The organism is Bradyrhizobium sp. USDA 4510, assembly GCF_054059095.1.
Window position 1 is genome coordinate 3,455,545 of record NZ_JBSSBT010000001.1, and the last position, 21,485, is coordinate 3,477,029.

A 21,485-nucleotide genomic window follows, 5' to 3' on the forward strand; every position below is an offset into this window, starting at 1 on the left:
GTCGATTGCGCTTTGCCGCGCCGGTCGCTACATCCCCCGGAACCTTTTTAGCCAACACCTGAAAGACCATGCGCGCGGAAATCGAACGCCTTGTTGAAGAGATCAAGCAGTCAGTCGGGCTGCTGAGGAGGCATCTTTGACGTCGAACAATCGACGGCACGCCTCGCTGAGCTGAACAAGCTCGCAGAAGACCCCAATCTCTGGAACGATCCCCAGAAGGCCCAGCGGCTGATGCAGGAGCGTACCTCACTGGAGGACGCGCTCTCAGGCATCGGCAAGGTCGAGCGCGAGCTCGAGGACAATATCGGCATGATCGAGCTCGGCGAGGCCGAGAACGATGAGGGCGTGGTCGCCGAGGCCGAGAAGGCGCTCAAGGATCTCAAGAAGGAGGTCGCCCGGCGCGAGCTGGAGGCGCTGCTGTCGGGCGAGGCCGACAAGTTCGATTCCTATCTCGAAGTCCATGCCGGCGCCGGCGGCACCGAGAGCCAGGACTGGGCGCAGATGCTGCTGCGCATGTACACGCGCTGGGCGGAGAAGCACGGCTTCAAGATCGAGTTCCTCGAAGAATCCCAGGGTGAAGAGGCCGGCATCAAGTCCGCCACCATCCAGATCAGCGGCCACAACGCCTATGGCTGGCTGAAGACCGAGGCCGGCGTGCATCGCCTGGTGCGCATCTCGCCGTTCGATTCCAACGCGCGGCGGCACACCTCGTTCTCGTCGGTGCAGATCTTCCCGGTGATCGACGACTCCATCAAGATCGAGATCAAGGAGTCCGATGTCCGCACCGACACCATGCGGTCGGGCGGCGCCGGCGGTCAGCACGTCAACAAGACCGAGTCGGCGGTGCGCCTGACGCACATCCCGACCGGCATCGCGGTGGTCTGCCAGGCCGGCCGCTCCCAGCACAAGAACCGGGCGCAGGCCTGGGACATGCTGCGCGCGCGGCTCTACGAGATCGAGCTGAAGAAGCGCGAGGAGCAGGCTGCCGCCGATCAGGCCGCCAAGACCGACATCGGCTGGGGTCACCAGATCCGCTCCTATGTGTTGCAGCCCTATCAGATGGTGAAGGACCTGCGCACCGGTGTGCAGACCTCCGACACGTCGGGGGTGCTCGATGGCGACCTCGATGAATTCATGGCGGCGACCTTGGCGCAGCGTGCCTTCGGCACCGGGCCCGGTTCCGTTGAGGATGTGGATTAGCCCATGCCGCGCGTCGCTTTCATCGGATTGGGACGCATGGGCCACGGCATGGCCGGCCGTTACCTCGATGCCGGCTTCACGGTCGCCGTGTGGAACCGCAGCAAGGCCAAGGCCGCGGACCTGATCGCTCGCGGCGCGCTGTGGGCGACCTCGCCGGAGGATGCCGCAATCGACGCCGATGCTGTCGTGACCATGGTCGCCGACGACGAAGCCTCGCGCGCGGTCTGGCTGACCAGAGACGGCGCCGCCGCCAACATGAAGGCCGGCACGCTCGCGATCGAATGCTCCACGGTCTCGTACCAGCACACGGTCGAGATGGCGCGCGAACTGCAGAGCCGTGGCTTGGTCTACATCGATTGCCCGGTCACCGGCCTGCCGGAGGCGGCGGCGGCCGGCAAGCTGACGCTGCTGGTGGGCGCTGATCCCGCCGATCTCGATCGGGCGCGGCCGTTCCTAGCGCCGATCGGCAGCACGATCCGCCATTTCGGCGCGGTTGGCACCGGCACTGTGTTCAAGTTGATCAACAACCTGATCGGCGCGGTGCAGATCGCAAGCCTCGCCGAGGGCGTGGCGATCGCCGAGCAGGCGGGCCTCGACATGCAATTGGTGGCCGAGGCGCTGGCGACCGGCGCGGTGGCGAGCCCGCAGGTGATCCGCCACTCCAAGCGGATGATCGACCGCAACTTCTCCGGCGCATCGTTCACCGCGGCGCTGCGCCACAAGGATGCCGACTACGCCGTGCGGCTCGCCGAGACCTTGCTGCCCGGCGTGCCCGTGAGCCGCGCCGCGCTCGCCGCCTACGACAAGGCGAAGGCCCATGCGCCCGACGCCGACGAGGGCCAGATGATCGAGATCGTGTCGCGGCCGAAATAGGCGGGCCGCCATTGTCGGAAATCGGGTGGGAATATTCGCGGCGCTGCCCTAGTCACCTGTCCGACTGCAGGTGAGTGCCCGACATGCCTTCCGCCGACAACTGGATCGATCGCCGCGACTGGGGGCTGCTTGTCCTGCTGTCGGTACTCTGGGGCGGCTCGTTCTTCTTCAACGGCGTGATCCTGCGCGAATTGCCGCCGCTGACCCTGGTGCTGTTGCGCGTCGTGCTCGGCACGATCATCCTGCTGCCGCTGCTGCGGGCCGCCGGAATCGAATTCCCGCGCAGCCTGTCCGGCTGGGCGCCGTTCGTTGCGATGGGGCTGTTCAACAATGTGCTGCCGTTCGCGCTGATCGTGTTCGGGCAGACCTATATTCCGAGCGGGCTGGCCTCGATCCTCAACGCGACGACGCCGCTGTTCGCGGTGGTCGTGATGGCGGCGGCCGGCGAGGAACGGTTGCAAGCGCGCCGCGTGGCGGGCGTTCTGGTCGGGCTGATCGGGGTTGCGATCCTGCATGGCGATGCGCTCGGCTTCGAGAGCCGGCAGGGCATCGGCATCCTGCTGTGCCTCGCGGGCGCCTTCAGCTACGGCATCGCGGCGCTGGTCGGACGGCGGCTGCCGCAGCGCGTGCCGCCCTTGGGCACCGCGACGTTCCAGATGATGGCCTCGGCGGTGCTGATGGCGCCCATCGCCGCCGTCGTCGATCGGCCGTGGCTGTTGCCGATGCCGCATCCCGCGACATGGCTCGCCGTGCTCGGGCTCGCGGCGCTGTCGACGGCGCTGGCCTATATCGTGTTCTTTCAGATCCTGCAGCGCTCCGGAGCGACCAATGTGATGCTGGTGACGCTGCTGATTCCGGTCACCGCGATGCTGCTCGGCTATCTCGTGCTCGGCGAGCCGATCGCACTGCGCGAGGTGATCGGCGCGCTGGTGATCGCGAGCGCGCTGCTCTTGATCGACGGCCGCGTGCTGGTTTGGTTCAGCCGCGCGCCTGCTTCCACGCCGCATACCATCCGCTGAAGCGGCCGCTGTCGCGCTCGCCGCCGTGCCAGGCGGCGTAGGCGGTGCCGTCGTCGGCGACCAACACCACGGCATCGAGCCCCTTGGAGCGGCGCAGCGTGTTCATCGCCTGCGCCGGCGTCTGCGCGATCGGACCTGCGACGTTGAACGAGGTGTTGACCGACATCTCGACGCCGATATGACGGCCGAGCGCCTTCAGATAGGCATAGGTGAGGGGATCGTCGGCCTCGCGCACGATCTGGACGCGGCCGGTGCCGTCGGCATGCACCACCGCCGGAATCTTCGCGCGCGCCTCGGGCTTCGAATGCGCCGTGAGCACCATGTAGTTATAGGCGTTGTAGTCAGCGTCGGAGGCGCCGTCTTCCAGCTCGAAATAATCGCGCGCAGCTTGCAGCGTCGCCATCGGCGCCAGCGGCCGGATCGCCTCGCGATACTTGACGCGCTCGTTGAGCCGCTCGCGCACCTCGGGATCGCAGGGATTGGCGAGGATCGAGCGATGGCCGAGCGCGCGCGGGCCGGTTTCGGCGGCGCCCTGATAGATCGCGATCACGCCGCCTTGCGCGACCATGGATGCCATCAGGTCGGCAACCGCATCGCGCCCTTCTGACGTCGCCACATTGCCGATCTCGGTCGAGGCGATGTCGTCGGCTTGCAGCGCCGCGGTGATGCCGGCGTTCGAGGGCGGCAGGCCGCAATAGAATGCGTGCGACAGCGGCGCGCCGCGCGGCGCGCCCGCCATATGCGCGAACAGCCAGGCGGCGCCGATCGGCACGCCGGGATCGCCGGGCACCGGCGGCACCCACATATGCAGTCGCGTCTTGCGCTGCTGCGCCCGCTCGAACCACGCCTCGTCGAAATGCTCGAGCAGCCGCATGTTGCCGAGCGCGTTCAGCGCGACGCCCCCGGTCAGCACCAGGCGGTCGGTGCCGGTGGTGCGCAGGAGATGGTCGATGACATGGATCATCGCGTCCTCGAACACCAGTTGCGTCGCGGCTGCCTTATCAACGCGGTCCTTGGTGTCGGGGCGGTGATTGATGTCCTCGACGCGCAGCACGGCGTCTGGATTCCAGAGCTGGTCCGGGCGCAGCGGCGGGCCGAGAATGTCGATCAGCGGCTGACGATAGGGATTGTCGGCGGGATCGGCGTACCAATTGGCCATCGCGCGATTGAGCTGCACGCTGCCGTTGGGCCCGAGCTGCAGCACCGCCTTCAAGCGCTGATAATACGGATTGGTGGCGCGGTTCATGTCGCCCCAGGCGGCGGCGCCCATGTAGCGTCCCTCGCTGGACAGCCAAGTCCAGCCGCCCTGGCTGGATGAGATCACGGTGTAGAAAGCACCGAGCGAGTCGAACAGGCTCTCGTTGCAATAGAGCTGCTTCATCTCGCCGTTCTCGGCGACATAGAGCGAGATCGAGCCGACGTCGCCGGTACCGTCGAGCACCGCGATCGCGACACGCTCGCGCGCATCGGCGAATGGCGAGGCCGTGAACGAGTACCAGGCGTGATTGTCGTGATGCGGCATGCAGATCAGCGGCAATTGCTTGTCGAGCCCGTACATCCCGCCGAGCCGGTGCGACAGCCGCCGCACCTGATCCAGCTGGCGCAGATTGATCGCCGGTGCGATCGGGGCGCGCAGCAGTTTGAGGCTGGCCGGCGCTTCCTCGAGCGAGGTGCGGATCAGCATCGCCAGCAGCGCCGGATAGTCCCATGTCGTGACGAAGGCGGCGATATCGCCGATGTCGCGGCCCATCCGCTGCAACACCTTGCGCATGTCGTCGAGCGCGTGTTGCGGGAACTCGTTGGTGTGCTTGTTACCGGAGAAGCGCTCTTCCTCGTTGTTGACGATCAGGCGCGGTCCGTCCTTCTGGGTGATCTCGACCAGCGCGACGCCGGTATTGTGCGTGCCGGGGCAGGCGAGGCCTGCGATATAGACGGTCTCGCCGCGCTGCAGCTTTTCGCGGATCGAGGCGATCGTGCGCTGCGCGAACGCGCCATTGGCCTTGTGCAGGCCACGCTTCGCCAGCGCAGACTCGCTGAGGCGGCGCGTGATCTCATAGCCCGCGGCCGCAAGATGCGGATGCCGCGGACCGGTACGGATGTCCGGTTTACGCAATCAGAACGCCTCGACTCGTGATCCCCAGATCGACCTTCAATCATAAATAGCGCCAGGCAACAATGCCGTTTCGCCCAGCGGAAAAACCCAGCGCTTGCCAGCACATGCGTCTCTTGCGAGACTTGCCGCCAAAACCAACGACAAAAATCGGGAGAAAACGATGCCGGCTCGTTTCGGATATATTGGCGCAATCGCGGCGTTCGCAAGTGCCGCACTGATCGCGACCTCGGCCACCGCGCAGAAGAAATACGATCCCGGCGCGAGTGATGGCGAAATCAAGATCGGCAACATCATGCCATACAGCGGCCCGGCGTCGTCCTATGGGGTGATCGGCAAGACCGAGGCCGCGTTCTTCAAGATGACCAACGAGCAGGGTGGCATCAACGGCCGCAAGATCAACTTCATCAGCTACGACGACGCCTATTCGCCGCCGAAGGCGATCGAGCAGGCGCGCAAGCTGGTCGAGAGCGACGAGGTGCTGCTGATCTTCCAGCCGCTCGGCACGCCGTCCAATTCGGCAATCATGAAATACATGAATGCCAAGAAGGTGCCGCAATTGTTCGTCGCCTCCGGCGGCACCAAGTTCGGTGATCCCAAGAACTTTCCCTGGACGATGGGCTTCCAGCCCAACTACCAGAGCGAGGGCCGCATCTACGCAAAGTACATTCGCGACAAATTCCCCGACAGCAAGATCGCGGTGTTCTGGCAGAATGACGATGCCGGCAAGGATCAGTTCAAGGGCCTGAAGGACGGGCTCGGCGACAAGGTCGGCATGATCATCGCCGACAAGTCGTACGAGGTCTCCGATCCCTCGATCGATTCGCAGATCGTCGCGCTGCACGATTCCGGCGCCGACATCTTCTTCTCCTGGGCGGCGCCGAAGGGCTCGGCGCAGGCGATCCGGAAGGTGGGCGAGCTCGGCTGGAAGCCGAAATTCTTCCTCGCCAACACCGCGACCTCGGTTGCCTCGGTGCTGAAGCCGGCCGGGCTCGAGTTCTCCAAGGGCATCATCTCGACCGCCTATCTGAAGGACCCGACCGATCCGACCTGGGACAAGGATCCGGCGGTGCAGAGCTGGCGTGCCTTCATGGACAAGTATTACCCCGACGGCGACAAGGCCAATGCCAACAACCTCTATGGCTATGTCCAGGCCGAGGCGATGATGCAGGTATTGAAGCAATGCGGCGACAATCTCACGCGCGAGAACGTGATGAAGCAGGCCGCCAACCTGAAGAACTTCCACTCCGACCTGATGCTGCCGGGCGTCATGGTCAACACCTCTCCCGACGACTACTTCCCGATCGAGCAGATGCAGTTGATGCGCTTCAACGGCGATGCGTGGGAGCTGTTCGGTGACGTCATCACCGGCGAGGTCGGGCACGAAGCGTCGCGGTAGGCGGGGAGTGATGAAGCCGATGCTCGCTCGGCAAACACCACCGTCGTCCCGGCGTAGGCCGGGACCCATAACCACAGGATTGGGTTGGTGAGGAAGCTGTGGCCCTAGCGTCGCGCAACAATCGTCTTCGGTGGTAATGGGTCCCGGCCTACGCCGGGACGACGCTGAATTTGTTGCGCCACCCGTGAGTCACACACGGCGCGAGCAGATGCAGCTCCGGATTATACAAGCCGCTTCAACCCGCCTGCCGCGGCATTGTCCGCCAAAATCTTCTCCGGCCGGCGGGCGCGGAGCGCCATGCCGCCGGCGACGCCGACGCCGATCACGTACATCCAGCCCTCGTGAAAATCGGACAGATGCGAATTGAGCAGCGAGCTTGTGATGTTCTGCACGACCACGGCGAGTCCGATCCAGCTCACGAGATCGCGGCCGGCGAACAGCCTGACGTGGCTGATCCACATCGCGTAGAGCAGCAGGATGCCGATCAACCCCCACTGGACCCCGACATTGAGGGTCTGGTTGTGCGGGTTGTTGATCACCTCGGCCTCAAGGCCGGCTTGTCCGACGGCATCCTGCGTGAACATGCGCCTGATCGCGCCGGTGCCGTGCCCGAGCGGCGCCTCGCCGATGAACTTCACCGACTTCCGCCAATAGGTCAGGCGCTGCGCCGTGGAAGCGATGCCTGACGTATCGTGGGCCCGATACTCGATGCCGACGTCGGCGATGCGCTGGCGGAGGTAGGGAGACGTGGTCCAGACCACGAGGCTGGTGACCGCGACGCCGGCGAACAGCAGCCGCGTGGCGCGCCGCGACAGATGCAGCGACGCGAACAGGATCAACAGCACCGGCATGTAGCCCAGCGCGGCCCGCGCCGAGACGACATAAAGCATGTTGGCGACGAACAGCAGCATCAGCGCGATGGCGCCGGCAGCGAAGCGCCATTGCCGGGCCCGCAGCGTCGTCAATGCCGGCAGTGCCAGCGCGAACGCACAGAGCGCGAACTCCTGACTCTGGTCGAGGTAGTTCTTGACCGGCACGCCGTCGGATGCGGTGTGCGCGAGCTTGAGCTGCGGCAGCGCCAGCACGATCCAGGACAGGATCATCAGCACCGTGCAGGACACCAGGAAGGCCAGGAACACCCAGAGCCCGCGTTGCGAGCGCTGGAAGTAGCCGAGCAGGAACGGCAGCAGCAGCAGCTTGCCGAGCGGCTTGATGCCCTGCAGCCGCTCGGCCCAACTCGTCTCCGACCACGCCACACCGATCACGGCGAGTGCGACCAGCGCGATCGGCAACGCAAAGGAAGGCCGCGCGAGGTCGAGCACGAACTGCTCCCAGTCGATGGTCGGGATCACGGCGACAAGCCAGAGCAGCATGAAGACGGCGAGTGCCGTGGTCGACCAGGGTAGCGACGCCGTGGCCAAGGCGATCAGGGTATCGGTGGCGCGGACATAGGCGACTGAGGCGGACCAGGTGCGGACGCGATCGCGCCATCGTGCTGGCGGTTCGATTGCGAGACCAATGGCGTCGGAATCGGTGCTCATGACCGGTTACACGCCGTGCGCGGTTGCACCGTTGAAGGTCGCCATCGCGGCGGTGAGCGCCGCAGCAGCGGCCGCGACGTCCGGGGCAGCACGATGCGACAGCAGGTCGCGCGCCTGGGTGTGGTGGCCGAAGCGCTCGGCCAGCTCGGCCCGCCGCGCGCGGATCCGGTCGCGCCATTGCTCTTGCTGCGCCAGCACGCGTCGCACCGAGGCGCAGATCGAGTCGGTCGAGAACGGATCGAAATAGTCGGCAAGCTCGCCCGCGACCTCACGGAACACGGCAATATCGGAGCACAGCACAGGAGTGTTGGCCGCGAATGCCTCGATGATCGGGACGCCAAAGCCTTCGGCGAGGCTCGGCATGATCAGGCCATGCGCGTCCGCGATCAGTGCCGCCTTCTCGTGCTCGTCGACATAGCCGGAGAAGCGGACGTTCTTCGGCAGGTTGCGCGCCTGGTTGGCGCCGCCGGCATAGCCGATCACGACGAGATCGGCCTCCGGCAACTTGCGGAAGGCGTGGATGACGGCGGCGAGGTTCTTGCGGGGCTCGTTCGAGACGATGACGACGAAGCTCGGCCGTGCCGGGACCGCGGTTGGCGCCGGTACAAGCGGCGCTTCCGCGACGTCGAAACGGGTTCGCGGATAGACCACTCGCGCCGGAATGTGCGCATATTGCGGGAGCAGGGCGCGGAAGCGGTTCATGCTGTAGTTCGAGACGAAGGCGAGCTCGTCAGCCTGATTCACGCTGGTGAAAAAGCGCGACAGGAACAGGCGTGTTGCGATGTCATCCAGCTTGAGATCGGTGATCGGTAACAGGTCATGCACGACGCAAATCACCTTTGCGCCCGGGCGGCGCTGGATCGCAACCCGCGTCGGGGTGTCGACGAGAATGACGTCGTAGTCGCGCGCATCGACCCGCGGTGGCGGCAACCGGGTCAGGGCCGAGGTGTCCTGATAGCTGTAGAAGCCGGGCTCGAGCAGGAAATCGCCGAACAATTCGAGATCGCGCAAATCGGTCGGAATGTATTCGAGGCCCTCGGTCCGGTTCTCGATCAGCTTGACGCTGGTCGGCAGCAGATGAATCGAGCGCAGGAAGGCGATGATGAATTCGAGCGAGGTCGCCGCGTCGAGCTTGTGCTTGAACCAGCTGACGGTGCGGCGCAGGCCGCCGCGCATGATCGGCGAGTTCATGTCGGTTTCATCGAGGTAACGATAGAGCGCGAGCAGGTCGGTTTCGTCGAAGCGGCGCGGCGTTCCGGGCGCAACGCCCGGCAGGCAGGGATAGCCGCCCGCCATCACCGTCGACACGAACTCCTCAAACGGAACCTGGGCGATCCGGCAGGCTTCCGCGATCGCAAGGTCGAATCGGGCAGACGTCATGGAGCGGTCCGTGGCGATGGCGGCAGTGCCGGACTCCGTGACACCCGCTGGCGAGCGCGCGAACCTTGTCCGGAGATGATTTTGTTTCCCACAAGTGGGAAAATATCACACGTCAAGTGAGGTGGGATTGTGTCCCACGGCGCGGACGGCTAAAAGTTAGGCATGAATGCCAAGGCCCCGAAGTCGAAGGTGGGATCGTTCGCGCCGATCGCCGCAGCGAAGCTGCACACGCCGCTGGCGCGGATGTTCCGCCCGCTGGTGCGGCTTTGCATCCGCGGCGGCATGACGTTTCCGGCGCTGACCCAGCTGCTGCGCGAGCTCTATGTCAACGTCGCCGAGCACGACTTCGCGCTCGAGGGCAAGGAGCAGACCGACAGCCGCGTCAGCCTGCTGACCGGCATCCACCGCAAGGAGGTGGCGCGGCTGCGCGGCGCCGGCGCGCCGGTCAATGCAGTGCCGGCGACGCTGTCGCGCACCAGCGCGATCATCGCGCGCTGGCTGGCCGGGCCCGAGTTCACCGATGCCAAGGGCGATCCGCTGCCGCTGCCGCGCACCGCGGACGGAGGCGCGCCGTCGTTCGAGACGCTGGTCGAATCGATCACCAAGGATGTGCGGCCGCGCGCCGTGCTGGACGAATGGCTCGACCGCAAGCTCGTCACCATCAATGACGACGACGAGATCATGCTGGTCGAGGAGGCCTTCGTGCCGCATGGCGACGACGACCGCAAATGGCACTATCTCGGCCGCAACCTGCATGATCACGTGGCGGCCGCCGAGATGAACGTGTCGTCGGCCGCGCCGCGCTTCCTCGAACGCGCGGTGCATTACGACGGCCTGTCGGCGAAGCTGGCGAAACGGCTCGAGGGCCGCTCGCGCGAGCTGGCGATGGAGGCGCTCAAGGTCGCCAACCGCGAGGCCAACCGCGCGCTCGCAAAAGACAAGGGCGGCGACTATCGCTTGAATTTCGGCATCTACATCTACCGCGAGGGGCCGGATGGTCCGGTCGATGACGATGCCGACGAAGGCGGTGCAGCGTGAAGCGCCCGCCGGTCATTTCGCGCCGCGCGCTGTTGGCAGCGTTCTGGCTTGCCGGAACGTCGCTCGCGGGCGCGCAGGTCAAGAAGCGCGGCAACGACCAGGGCAACGGCCCTGGCGGCGGTGGCGGTGGTCCGTTCGGGCCCGGCGGCGGATTCGGTGGCGGCGGACCGCCCGGCGGCATGGGCGGCGGCCGCCGCTGAAACCACAAACAAGATCGGCGCAAGCGAGACCGCTTGCGCCGATCTTCAGATCGATCGTCGTGAGATTGAGCTAGCCCGCGCTGAGCCGGACGCCGGCGCGGAGGAATTTCTGCGGATCGACCGCTTCGCCGTCGATGCGGGTTTCATAGTGCAGATGCGGACCGGTGGAGCGGCCGGTCGAGCCGACGGCGCCGATCACCTGGCCGATCTTGACGTATTCACCGACCTTGACGCCGATCTCGGAGAGATGGCCGTAGCGGGTCGAGAGCCCGTTGCCGTGATCGACCTCGACCATGCGGCCATAGCCGCCGGCCCAGCCCGCCGACACCACCTTGCCATTGGCGGTGACACGCACCGGATCGCCTTGCGCGGCGCGGAAGTCGAGGCCGGTATGCATTGCCGGCCGGCCGAGGAAGGGGTCGGAGCGCACGCCGAAGCCGCTGGTGAATTCGACTTCACCGACCACGGGCTTGCGGTAAGGCACCAGCGCCAGCGTCTGGTTCAGTCGCTGCATCTGTGCCCGGTTGATGTTGATGCGATAGAGCTGGCGTTCGAACGCGCCGGCGTCGGCAGAGAGTTTCACAGGGACAAAGGGCCCGCCCATGCCGGAGCGCGGCGTCGCCGCCTCGAGCTGCGCCATGTTGAGGCCGAGATCGGAGATCACGCCGCGCATCCGGCGCACCCTGGAATCGATGCTATCCTCGACCGAGGCGAGCGCGGCAACCTGGCGCCGCTCGACCTGGTCAAGCGAGGTCTGCAGGCGGACCAGCACGTTGTCGACGCCCTGGGCCTTGGCGAACTGGTTCGGCTGCATCTTGGCGATCAGTGGCGCGCGCGATTCCAGTCGTGCCTCGCGATCCGGCGGCGCCACGAAGATCACGGTGTCGCTGATCGGGGAGGGTTTCAGGGTGCCCGAGGACGGCGCCGCCTCGGCGCGGCCCTGCGGCTTGATCGATCCGGTGCTGGTGACGTCAGGCATCGCGCCGAGCGCGGTGGCGCGCGATTCCAGCGTCGACTGCCGCTTCATGATCTGGTCGAGCTTCTGGTCGAACTGCTCCTGGTCGAGCAGCTGGCGGCTGGTGGTGCGGTCGACCTTGGCGCGCAGCTCCGAGATGCGGTCCTCATAGGCGTATTGCATCTCGGCCTGGCGCGCGATCAGCCGGGTCAGCACGTCGTCGCGGAACGCGAAATAGGTCGCGGTCGCCGCCGACCACATGCCGAGCAGCACCACGGTGCCGACGATGATCCAGAACACCACCGGCCCGAACCGGACCTGCTTGCCGGCATGGACCAGTGTATAGCCCTCGCCGGAGGCCGCCACCGCCGCGGCGGCAGGTGCGGGGTGATGGGCTGCCGGACGGCGTACCGGCGTCCGGCCATGGTCCTGCGGATGATGGTGTTTGTGGTGTCCGGACCGGCTCGACATCGGTACTCCCGCGGCCGGTCGGACCAAGCTCCGTACGGCTAATTTGCGGGGCCGATTTGAGCTCGTCATGGTTAATTTTCTGGAAACGGAACCCGTCCCGTCAGAGCGCCCGGGCGGCCTCCAATACCGTTTCGGCGTGGCCGTCGACCTTCACATGACGCCAGATGCGGGCGACCTTTCCACCGGAATCGACCAGAACCGTCGTGCGAATAATTCCCATGAAGGTCCTGCCATACATGGATTTTTCGCCCCAGGCGCCATAGGCCTCCAGCATCTGGTGGGCCGGATCGGAGACCAGCGGCACCGACAGCTGGTGTTTGTTTCGAAATGACTCCTGCGCCTTAACCGTGTCGGCGGAAATGCCGACCACTTCGGTCCCTGCCGCTACGAACTCGCTTTTGAGCCGGGTGAAATCGATCGCCTCCCGGGTGCAGCCGGGGGTGTCGGCGCGGGGGTAGAAGAACAGCACCAGCTTCTTGCCGGCAAAATCCTTCAGCGAAACGCTGTCCCCGCCGTCGCGCGGCAGGTTGAAGCCAGGCGCCGCGGCGCCCTCGGCAAGTGTGACGGCGGACGAACTGGTCACGGTCGCGGCCGGCTCTCGCTTTAACGGTTTCGATGCCGCCTTGTGCGAGGCTTTGCTTCGAACACCCGCTGCGGTCGCCTTGGTCGTTTTCTTAGTTGTTTTCTTGGCCGCTGCCTTCTTCGCAACCGCTGTGCGGGTTTTCGTCGCGGACTTCCCAGTGCTTGCGCTTGCGGCGCGCGCAACCTTTGTTGCGACCCGCTTCCCGGTTGTGTTGGAGGATTTCTTGCGCGTTTTCTTGGACATACGCCTTCCTTTCGTCGCTTTCCGAAGCTCAACCATTGGGGTATTGCGGTCTTATTGGCGGCGGCCGGATTCGCACCGGCCGCTGGGCAAGTTTGATGGCCACGGAGTATGGTGACAAGGAATTCGACGCGTGACCCGTCCGCTTGCTGAATTGGCTTTTGATTGGTTGGTTTGGTCCGCTCTGGGGGCCATCGGCGAGTAACATGATTAGGCGAGGATAGGCGGCGATGCCGGCACAGGAGCGCTCGATACGGATCGACGGGCGCCCCGATGGCGGCGATCAGCTTCGCCGTCAGCACCGAGAGGCAATGGCAAGGAACACGTCGCCGCAGGGTCCAAATCCGCGCGCCGGGGCTGACCTCTCGCAATGGGAGGACGACGCTGCGTGGGACGAGCAGGATGAGGCGGCGGGCAACCGTGCGCGGCAATTGCTGGCGCGTTCCCACACCAACCTGCATCGCTTCACCGATTTCTGCTCCGGCATGCGGCGCTGGTTGAACGGCGAGCGCTGGATCCGTCGCATCGGACTGGTCCTCGTGGTGCTGGTCGCGATGTTCGCGACCTGCTTCGGCGGGCTGTGGTGGCGGCTCGGCGCCGGCCCGATCAATCTCGACATGGCGACGCCGTGGCTCGCCGCGGCGATCGAGGAGAACATCGGCCACGGCAACACGGTCGAGGTCGGCGGAACGCAGATCGAGCGCGCCGGCCGCGTCAGGATCGCGGTGCGCATCCGCGACATCATCGTCCGCGACCGCGACCATGCGGTGGTTGCGAGCGCGCCCAAGGCCGAAGTGCGCCTGTCGGGAACCGCGCTCTTGATGGGCCAGTTGCGGGCGGAGAGCCTCAATCTGGTCGACGCGGAGCTGTCGGTGCGCATCACGCCAGACGGCAATGTCACCGTGTCCGCCGGTGACACCGCAAAACCGCTGGCCACCGGCGTTGCCTCCAAGCGGGAGGCGGGGATGCCGCCGACATTCCCGCGTCCGACACCCGCAGCCCCGCCGCCGCCGGTTGCCTCGCCGCCAGCTGCCGCCGAGCCCTCCGCGGGCGCGTCCGATTCGGCTCAGAGCGGGCTGCTCGCCGGTCTCGATTGGCTCGACAGCCTCAGCATGACCGGCCTCGACGGGCAGAACCTCAACGAGATCGGCCTGAAGAACGGCAATCTCGTCGTCGACGATCAGCAGCGCGGCAACAAATGGAGCTTCGAGAACATCAGCCTCAGCCTGCGGCGCCCGAGCGGCGGCGGCGTCGCGCTCAGCTTCGGCGAGGAGGGCGCAAAGCCCTGGTCGGTGCGCGTGCTGGTCGGACCGCAGCAGAACGGCGTGCGCTCGGTCGACATCAAAGCCGACAAGGTTTCCACCCGGAACATCTTGCTCGCGCTCCGGACCAAGGATCTGACCTACACCGCCGACCTGCCGCTGTCGGGCGAGATGAAGGGCGAACTCGGCCGCGACGGCCTGCCGACATACTTCCGCGGCAAGATCAATGTCGGCGCCGGCAACATCATCGACACCGACACGCCCGACTATCCGATGCCGATCGATGCGGCCGAGATGAGCGTGGAATGGGATTCGGGTCGGCGCGTACTGCTGGCGCCGATCAAGGTCGTCTCGGGCGCCAACCGCATCACGCTGCTCGGCCATCTCGAGCCGCCGAACGACAACGTCACCGACTGGCAGGCCGGCCTGTCGGGCGGCACCATCGTGCTGGCCGGCGCCGACAAGAACGAACCACCGTTGATCTTCAATCGCATCAACATCGGCTTCCGGTTCGACACTGACAAGAAGCGCGTGCTGCTGACCCAGGCCGACATCTCCAATGGCGAGATCGGCGTCGCCGGAACCGGCAGCATCGACTATTCCGGCGAGCCGCGGCTGCAGCTCGGATTCGCCGGCACGCCGATGTCGGCCTCGGCCCTGAAACGGATGTGGCCGGTCATCATCGTGCCCGAGGTTCGCGAATGGGTGCTCGAGCGCATCGACCGCGGCACGCTCCAGCGTATCGATGTAGGCGTCAATTCGCCGGTGCACAACCTGTCGCGCAAGGGACCGCCGATTCCGGATGACGGCCTCTCGGTCAACATTGTCGCCTCGGGTGTCACGGTGCGTCCGGTGGATCAGATGCCCGCGGTGCATGACGCGGATCTGAAGGCCAGGGTGACCGGCCGCAGCGCGACCGTGACCATCAACCAGGGCATTGCCGACACGCCGGCGGGCCGCAAGATCACGCTGTCGGACTTCACCTTCGAGGTGCCGGACATGGCGCCGAAGCCGTCGCCGTCGAAGGTCAAGTTCCGGGTCGACTGTCCGGTGCCGGCTGCCGCCGAAATCCTCGCCTCCGACCGGCTCAGCGATCTCTCCGGTCCGCCGATCGATCCCAACGCCAGCAAGGGCAACGTCACCGCGACGATCAATCTCGGCATGCCCGTGAAGGGCGAGCTGACCAAGGCCGATACGCTCTACTCGGTCACCGCCGACATCGCCGGCGTTGCCGTCGACAAGCTGGTGATGAACCAGAAGCTCGAAGCCAACGCGCTGAAAGTGATTGCCAGCAATGCCGGCTTCCAGGTCAAGGGCGACGTCAAGATCAACGGGCAGGCGGCCTCGCTCGACTACCGCAAGCCGGCTGAGGGCGACGCCGACGTCAAGCTGCAGGCGACGCTGGACGATGCGAGCCGCGCGCGCCTCGGGCTCGACCTCGGTCCCGCGGTCTCGGGCGCGATCCCGATCAAGCTGAGCGGCAAGATCGGCAGCGGCGACAATCCCACCACCAAGATGGGCGTCGAGGCCGACCTGACCCAGCTCAAGCTCGACAACATCCTGCCGGGCTGGGTCAAGGCGCAGGGCCGGGCCGGCAAGGCGACCTTCAACGTGGTGCCGAAGGGGCAATCGACCCGGTTCGAGGATATCTCGATCGACGGCGCCGGCGTGTCGATCAAGGGGGCGCTCGAGGTCGACCAGAACGGCGATCTCATGAATGCGTACTTCCCGACCTACGCGCCGTCGGAAGGCGACAAGACCTCGCTGCGGGCCGATCGCGGTCCCGACGGCGTGATCAAGGTGACGATGCGCGGCGACGTGTTCGACGGCCGCGGCTTCCTGAAGTCGGCGATCTCCGGCCGCGATAGCGATCCCAAGAGCAAGACCAGGACCACCGATTTCGATGTCGACCTGAAACTCGGCGCGGTCGCAGGATTCAACGGCGAAGCGCTGCGCAGCGTCGACGCCAAGGTCTCGCGCCGCAACGGGTTCTTCAAGGCGTTCACGCTGAGCGGCAAGGTCGGTCGCGACACCCCCGTCACGGTCGATATGCGCGGACGCCAGCAGGGCCGCGAGGTGATCTATCTGCAGACCAGCGACGCCGGTGCGTTCCTGCGCTTCATCGACACCTATTCGAAGGTGGTCGGCGGCCAGCTTACGCTCGCGATGGAGCCGCCGATCCCTGAGCCGAGCCCCAGGGAAGGGCTCATCAATATCACCGGATTCTCGGTGAAGGGCGAAACCCAGCTCGATCGGGCCGTTGCCGGCGGGCCGGTCAGCACCCAGAACGGCATCGGGTTCGACGCGCTACGCGCCGAATTCACGCGCCAGAGCGGCCAGCTTTCGATCCGCAATGGTGTGGTCAAGGGACCGACCATCGGCGCGACCATCGAAGGCAGCATCGACTATATCGGCAACCAGGTGCGGATGAACGGCACCTTCATTCCGATGTACGGGTTGAACAACATGTTCGGCCAGATCCCGTTCTTCGGGATTTTCCTCGGCGCCGGCAGCAATGAAGGCCTGATCGGCGTGACCTACGAAGTGGTGGGAACGCCGAGCGCACCGGTGCTGCGCGTCAATCCGATCTCTGCGCTGGCGCCCGGCCTGACGCGCAAGATCTTCGAGTTCAAGCAGTACGGCCCGAACGATCTGCCGACGACGAACAACTAGAACGCTCGCTCATCGACGCCTGCTTTCAAGGTCGGTCGAGCTCGCGCGCTGACGCGCAGCGGCGGGTTCCTGTCCGCATTCATCCGAGGCTGCGACCAAGTCCGAGCGGCCCGCCGCCCGGATGACGTTCGCGCAGGAACCTTGCCCTGTCTGGGATGTTGGAGAGCAATTCAACAACTCAGGAGGAACTCTCATGAGAGCCCTGTTATTGGCTGGTGTACTGGCGGTCGCCGGTTTCGCTATGGCCACGCCGATCTCCATTGCACCCGCGTCAGCTCAGGTTGCCGTTGATACTCCGCTCGGCGGCGTGAGAGTGGGCCCGGAGCCCCGTTACTACCGAGACTACGATCGACCCGCTTATCGCGCCTACGGGTATGATCGCGGATATCGCGGATGCCGCACCGTCACGATCGAGCGTGACGACGGATCGGTCCGGAGAGTTCGTCGCTGCGGCTAGCAGTACCGGACCAGAGGATCGACTTCCGGGCTTACAAGCCTGCTCGAGTCGGTTCTCGCAATCAAGGAATTGGAGCCATCGACTAGGGCCGCTGCTGTTGGCGGCCTGTTTCATTTCGCGAATGCCGCCTGTCGGCCCAAAGGCGTTGGCCCAAGGCCGGCATGCGTTCGTGTCGGATTCCACATCGCCTCCGCAGGGGCAAGCGGACGCGTCCGAACTCACCGTCGCAGCGCCGGCACCACCAGGAATGGGATCAGGCCGAGCACCACATTGACCAGCGCGAAGACGATCAGCGGATTGTAGCTGTGGGTCCAGTCGTGGATCAGGCCGCCGCCCCATGAGCCTAGCCCTGATCCAAGACCGCTGCCGATCATGATCGTGCCGTAGATCGTACCGACGCGCTCGCCGCGAAAAATCTTCAGCGCGGTCGCGGTGATCAACGGGCCGCGCGAGCCGATCATGCTGCCGAAGCAGATGATGAAGCCGGTCAGCAGCCAGTAGTTCGGATACCACTGCAGCAGCCAGAGCAGAATGATGCCGAGGATCGAGACGCCGTAGCTGAACAGCACCGAGGGCCGGCGGCCGATGATGCCGTCGAGGGTGGACACGCCGAGCATGCCGACGAACAGGGCTACGCCGGAGAAGCCCCAGGCGGTTGCCGCCTGTAGCGGCGGGAAGCCGACATCGATCAGATAGGCGACGATCTGCGCGGTCAGCGCATACATTGCGATCGCGGTGAAGAAGAAGGTGGAGAACAGCGCCCAGAAGGCGTGGTGGCGCATCGCGCTGAGCAGCGTCCAGCCTTCGTCGGCCAGACTAGCCTCTGCCTTTCTGACGATATGCGGCGATCCGCCGGCGAGCAGCCGCCACGGCAGAAAGACCAGAGGAACAAGCAGGCAGAGCGCGCCGACGCCGAACGCCTGATAGGCCTCGCGCCAGCCGATCCGGTCGATCAGAACCTGCGACAGCGGCAACAGCAGCAACAGGCCCGCGCCGGTCGCCGAATACATCACGGCCATCGCGGTCGGCAGGCGTGGTCCGAACCAGCGGCCGAGCAGGATCGAATTCGACACATTGCCGATCAGCGCGGTGCCGAAACCGACGCAGAGGCCGACGCTGAGCTGGAATTGCCAGAGCGCTTGCGCGCGCGAGGCGACGAGGAAGGCGCAACCGAGCAGCGAGAGGCCGAGCGCATAGACCAGGCGCGGACCCGAGCGGTCGAACAGGCGTCCGACCAGTGGCGCGGTCAGGCCGCTGGCGAGCCAGGTCAGCGAGTAGACCGACACCACAGAGGCGCGGTCCCAGCCGAAATTTTCCGAGATCGGTTTCAGGAAAACGGTGAAGCTGTCGCTAAGGCCGCGCCCAAGCACCGACAGCACGAAGCAGAGCGCGAGCACGTTCAGCGCGACGCGGGACTGCTTCGCCGGCGTTGCAAGCGTGACGTTCGGAGGCGTGGTCTGGTCCATCGGAAAGATGGGAGCGCGCTTTCCGCGCTCCCGACAACCGACAAATGCGAATGCGCCTATGCAGGCTTCAGCAGGACGTGGCGCTTCTTGCCGAGCGACAGTTTCACCACGCCTTCCGGCGTGAGATTGGCCGAAGTCAGCAGCATCTTCTCATCGGTCACGGCTGCATCGTTGACGCGCAGGCCGCCGCCCTTGATCTGCCGGCGCGCTTCGCCGTTGGAAGCGACGAGCTCGGCCTTGACGAAGGCGACCAGCACGCCGACGCCGGCTTCAAATTCGCCGCGCGGAATTTCCACCGTCGGCAAGGTTTCGGCCAGCGCACCTTCCTCGAAGGTGCGGCGCGCGGTCTCGGCGGCTTCGTTCGCTGCATCGCGGCCATGAAGCAGGGCGGTCGCTTCGGTCGCCAGCACCTTCTTGGCCTCGTTGATCTCGCCGCCGGCCAGCGCCGCAAGCTTGCTGATCTCGCTCATCGGCAGGATGGTGAACAGCTTGAGGAACTTGACGACGTCGGCGTCCTCGACATTGCGCCAGTACTGCCAGAAATCGTAGGGCGAGAACTGGTCGGCGTTGAGCCACACCGCGCCCTTGGCGGTCTTGCCCATCTTGTCGCCGGAGGCGGTGGTGAGCAGCGGCGTGGTCAGCGCGAACAGCTGCGGCGTGCCCATGCGGCGGCCGAGATCGACGCCGTTGACGATATTGCCCCACTGGTCGGAGCCGCCCATCTGCAGCCGGCAGCCCGCGCGGCGCGACAGCTCGACGAAGTCGTAGGCCTGGCAGACCATGTAGTTGAATTCGATGAAGCTCATCTCCTGCTCGCGCTCGAGCCGGAGCCGCACCGAGTCCATGGTCAGCATGCGGTTGACCGAGAAGTGCCGGCCGATGTCGCGCAGCATCTCGATCCAGTTCAATTTGGTCAGCCACTCGGCATTGTCGAGCATGATGGCGTCGGAAGGCCCGTTGCCATAGCGCAGCACCTTGGCGAACACGCCGCGGATCGAGACCTTGTTGGCTTCGATCTCCGCAACCGTGCGCATTGCGCGCGTCTCGTCCTTGCCCGAGGGGTCGCCGACCATCGTGGTGCCGCCGCCCATCAGCGTGATCGGCTTGTTGCCGCTCTGCTGCAGCCAGTACAGCATCATCATGGTGAGGAAGTTGCCGATGTGCAGCGACGGCGCGGTGCAGTCATAGCCGACATAGGCGGTCGCCTGGCCCTTCGCGGCAAGCGCGTCGAGGCCCTCGAAATCGGAGCACTGGTGGACGAAGCCGCGTTCCTGTAAAGTGTTCAGGAAATCCGATTTAAATGCAGTCATTTGTCGGCGAGCCAGATCATTCTTGTTTTACGGTTTTTGCATCTATTTGCGGAACCTTGATGCTTGAGGCTGCCGCAGGCGGACGCGCAGTGGCATTATAGGATGTACTTGTTTGAGACAAGCCGGGGGTTCCCGGCTGGGGCGCTTCCAGCATGATGTTAACGGCACTCGGTCTGATGAGCGGCACCTCGCTCGACGGGGTCGACGTGGCATTGATCGAGACCGACGGCCGCCAGATCAAGGCCTTCGGCCCCTCGGGCTATCGGCCTTATACCGAAGGCGAGCGCAGCCTGCTGCGCCAGGCGCTGACGGAGGCGGTCCATCTGTCGCGGCGCGACGCCCGGCCGGGGATTTTGCGGCAGGCCGAGCAGGCCGTCACCACGGCCCATGCCGAGGCGGTCGCCAGCTTCACAGCACAGCACCGGATCTCGGCCCAGGATATCGACATCGTCGGGTTCCATGGCCAGACCGTGCTGCATCGCCCCGAGCGGAGGTTGACGGTGCAGATCGGCGATGCCCTGGCGCTCGCCAAGGTGATCCACATTCCGGTGATGCACGATTTCCGTGCCGCCGACGTCGAGGCCGGCGGGCAGGGCGCGCCGTTCGTGCCGGTCTACCACCGCGCGCTGGCGCAATCGCTAAACCGCGAGGGGCCGATCGTCGTGGTCAATATCGGCGGCGTCTCCAACATCACGTATATCGACGGCACGGACACGCTGATCGCCTGCGACACCGGGCCGGGCAATGCGCTGCTCGACGACTTCATGTTCCGTCAGATGCATCAGCCGTTCGACACCGCCGGCAAGTTCGCCGCAATGGGCAAGCCCGACGACGCCTGGATCGCACAGGCGCTGAAGCTGCCGTTCTTTGCGCTGCCGCCGCCGAAATCGCTCGACCGCAACGACTTCGCCAGTCTCAAGCTCGGCGCCGTGGCGCCGGCCGATGGCGCCGCGACGTTGACCGCCTTCACGGCCGCGGCCATCGCCCGCGTCGTGCCGCTGCTGCCGAAACAGCCGAAAAGCTGGATCATCTGTGGCGGCGGCGCCTCCAACCTCACGATGCTGCGGATGCTGCGCGAGCGCCTCGCGCCGGCGACCGTCGAGCCGGCCGAGGCGCTCGGCTGGGCGGCGGATGCGATCGAGGCGCAGGCGTTCGGCTTCCTTGCCGCGCGCGGCATGAAGGGCCTGCCTCTGAGCTACCCTGCCACAACGGGGGTGCCGATCCCGATGACCGGGGGCATTATCGCGCGACCGTGATTTAGATGCAAATGCATCTACCTTGACAGTTCCATGCCGCTGCATTTAATTC

General features: G+C 65.6%; 15 protein-coding genes. 8 read left to right on the top strand and 7 right to left on the bottom strand.

Annotation, left to right across the window (positions count from 1 at the left end):
• Window positions 1-68: 68 nt before the first annotated feature.
• From prfB to ACVMDN_RS15645, 3 genes are all read left to right on the top strand, one after another.
• A protein-coding gene (gene prfB / locus ACVMDN_RS15635) for a peptide chain release factor 2 (protein ID WP_141342568.1) occupies window positions 69-1,200 on the top strand; the annotation gives its coding sequence in 2 pieces (ribosomal slippage) (window positions 69-137 and window positions 139-1,200; 1,131 coding nt in all).
• 3 nt (window positions 1,201-1,203) lie between these two features.
• A complete protein-coding gene (locus ACVMDN_RS15640; protein ID WP_057020005.1) occupies window positions 1,204-2,073 on the top strand; it encodes an NAD(P)-dependent oxidoreductase in 870 nt (289 codons plus the stop codon).
• Between the two features lie 83 nt (window positions 2,074-2,156).
• Entirely contained in the window at window positions 2,157-3,092 is a 936-nt protein-coding gene (locus tag ACVMDN_RS15645; protein WP_076832278.1) for a DMT family transporter, read from the top strand.
• Here the strand turns inward: ACVMDN_RS15645 and ACVMDN_RS15650 are convergent.
• On the bottom strand, window positions 3,052-5,205 hold the full coding sequence (locus tag ACVMDN_RS15650; protein ID WP_456816151.1) for a carbamoyltransferase C-terminal domain-containing protein: 2,154 nt from the start codon (window positions 5,203-5,205) through the stop codon (window positions 3,052-3,054). The two genes, ACVMDN_RS15645 and ACVMDN_RS15650, sit on opposite strands and share 41 nt — an antisense overlap.
• Before the next feature lie 160 nt (window positions 5,206-5,365).
• Here ACVMDN_RS15650 and ACVMDN_RS15655 point away from each other — a divergent pair, with 160 nt between their 5' ends.
• Window positions 5,366-6,601 carry an ABC transporter substrate-binding protein gene (locus ACVMDN_RS15655; RefSeq protein WP_057020008.1) on the top strand — a complete coding sequence of 412 codons (1,236 nt, stop codon included), beginning with the start codon at window positions 5,366-5,368 and terminating at the stop codon, window positions 6,599-6,601.
• Between the two features lie 221 nt (window positions 6,602-6,822).
• Here ACVMDN_RS15655 and ACVMDN_RS15660 read toward each other — a convergent pair whose 3' ends face one another.
• The gene (locus ACVMDN_RS15660) at window positions 6,823-8,142 is read right to left on the bottom strand and encodes an O-antigen ligase family protein (protein ID WP_141342566.1); all 1,320 of its coding nucleotides are present in this window, start codon (window positions 8,140-8,142) and stop codon (window positions 6,823-6,825) included.
• A 6-nt stretch (window positions 8,143-8,148) separates the two neighbouring features.
• Entirely contained in the window at window positions 8,149-9,522 is a 1,374-nt protein-coding gene (locus tag ACVMDN_RS15665; protein ID WP_244558944.1) for a glycosyltransferase family 4 protein, read from the bottom strand.
• A 162-nt stretch (window positions 9,523-9,684) separates the two neighbouring features.
• On the opposite strand from ACVMDN_RS15665, the gene ACVMDN_RS15670 reads away from it, so the two are divergent.
• Entirely contained in the window at window positions 9,685-10,560 is an 876-nt protein-coding gene (locus ACVMDN_RS15670; RefSeq protein ID WP_076832283.1) for a DUF6502 family protein, read from the top strand.
• On the top strand, window positions 10,557-10,760 hold the full coding sequence (locus ACVMDN_RS15675) for a hypothetical protein (RefSeq protein WP_076832286.1): 204 nt from the start codon (window positions 10,557-10,559) through the stop codon (window positions 10,758-10,760). The genes ACVMDN_RS15670 and ACVMDN_RS15675 overlap by 4 nt, the downstream gene beginning before the upstream one ends.
• 70 nt (window positions 10,761-10,830) lie before the next feature.
• Here ACVMDN_RS15675 and ACVMDN_RS15680 read toward each other — a convergent pair whose 3' ends face one another.
• Together ACVMDN_RS15680 and ACVMDN_RS15685 are read right to left on the bottom strand one after the other, a co-directional pair.
• Entirely contained in the window at window positions 10,831-12,186 is a 1,356-nt protein-coding gene (locus ACVMDN_RS15680) for a M23 family metallopeptidase (RefSeq protein ID WP_076832288.1), read from the bottom strand.
• Between the two features lie 100 nt (window positions 12,187-12,286).
• On the bottom strand, window positions 12,287-13,012 hold the full coding sequence (locus tag ACVMDN_RS15685; RefSeq protein ID WP_200844516.1) for a peroxiredoxin: 726 nt from the start codon (window positions 13,010-13,012) through the stop codon (window positions 12,287-12,289).
• 227 nt (window positions 13,013-13,239) lie between these two features.
• Between ACVMDN_RS15685 and ACVMDN_RS15690 the strand changes: the two genes are divergently transcribed.
• The gene (locus ACVMDN_RS15690; RefSeq protein WP_141342565.1) at window positions 13,240-16,944 is read left to right on the top strand and encodes a YhdP family protein; all 3,705 of its coding nucleotides are present in this window, start codon (window positions 13,240-13,242) and stop codon (window positions 16,942-16,944) included.
• Between the two features lie 675 nt (window positions 16,945-17,619).
• Here the strand turns inward: ACVMDN_RS15690 and ACVMDN_RS15695 are convergent.
• Window positions 17,620-18,867: an MFS transporter gene (locus ACVMDN_RS15695; protein ID WP_076832296.1), complete on the bottom strand. Its 1,248-nt coding sequence runs from the start codon at window positions 18,865-18,867 to the stop codon at window positions 17,620-17,622.
• 56 nt (window positions 18,868-18,923) lie between these two features.
• The gene (gene tyrS, locus ACVMDN_RS15700) at window positions 18,924-20,177 is read right to left on the bottom strand and encodes a tyrosine--tRNA ligase (protein ID WP_057020016.1); all 1,254 of its coding nucleotides are present in this window, start codon (window positions 20,175-20,177) and stop codon (window positions 18,924-18,926) included.
• A gap of 152 nt (window positions 20,178-20,329) precedes the next feature.
• Between tyrS and ACVMDN_RS15705 the strand changes: the two genes are divergently transcribed.
• Window positions 20,330-21,433 carry an anhydro-N-acetylmuramic acid kinase gene (locus ACVMDN_RS15705; RefSeq protein WP_057020017.1) on the top strand — a complete coding sequence of 368 codons (1,104 nt, stop codon included), beginning with the start codon at window positions 20,330-20,332 and terminating at the stop codon, window positions 21,431-21,433.
• Window positions 21,434-21,485: the final 52 nt, after the last annotated feature.

Bases quoted from the DNA above. Each gene is read 5' to 3' on its own strand.
- ACVMDN_RS15685 (WP_200844516.1), bottom strand. From the start codon at position 13,012: ATGTCCAAGAAAACGCGCAAGAAATCCTCCAACACAACCGGGAAGCGG.
- ACVMDN_RS15695 (WP_076832296.1), bottom strand. From the start codon at position 18,867: ATGGACCAGACCACGCCTCCGAACGTCACGCTTGCAACGCCGGCGAAG.
- ACVMDN_RS15660 (WP_141342566.1), bottom strand. From the start codon at position 8,142: ATGAGCACCGATTCCGACGCCATTGGTCTCGCAATCGAACCGCCAGCA.
- ACVMDN_RS15690 (WP_141342565.1), top strand. From the start codon at position 13,240: ATGCCGGCACAGGAGCGCTCGATACGGATCGACGGGCGCCCCGATGGC.
- tyrS (WP_057020016.1), bottom strand. From the start codon at position 20,177: ATGACTGCATTTAAATCGGATTTCCTGAACACTTTACAGGAACGCGGC.
- ACVMDN_RS15670 (WP_076832283.1), top strand. From the start codon at position 9,685: ATGAATGCCAAGGCCCCGAAGTCGAAGGTGGGATCGTTCGCGCCGATC.
- ACVMDN_RS15665 (WP_244558944.1), bottom strand. From the start codon at position 9,522: ATGACGTCTGCCCGATTCGACCTTGCGATCGCGGAAGCCTGCCGGATC.
- ACVMDN_RS15655 (WP_057020008.1), top strand. From the start codon at position 5,366: ATGCCGGCTCGTTTCGGATATATTGGCGCAATCGCGGCGTTCGCAAGT.
- ACVMDN_RS15705 (WP_057020017.1), top strand. From the start codon at position 20,330: ATGATGTTAACGGCACTCGGTCTGATGAGCGGCACCTCGCTCGACGGG.
- ACVMDN_RS15645 (WP_076832278.1), top strand. From the start codon at position 2,157: ATGCCTTCCGCCGACAACTGGATCGATCGCCGCGACTGGGGGCTGCTT.
- ACVMDN_RS15640 (WP_057020005.1), top strand. From the start codon at position 1,204: ATGCCGCGCGTCGCTTTCATCGGATTGGGACGCATGGGCCACGGCATG.
- ACVMDN_RS15680 (WP_076832288.1), bottom strand. From the start codon at position 12,186: ATGTCGAGCCGGTCCGGACACCACAAACACCATCATCCGCAGGACCAT.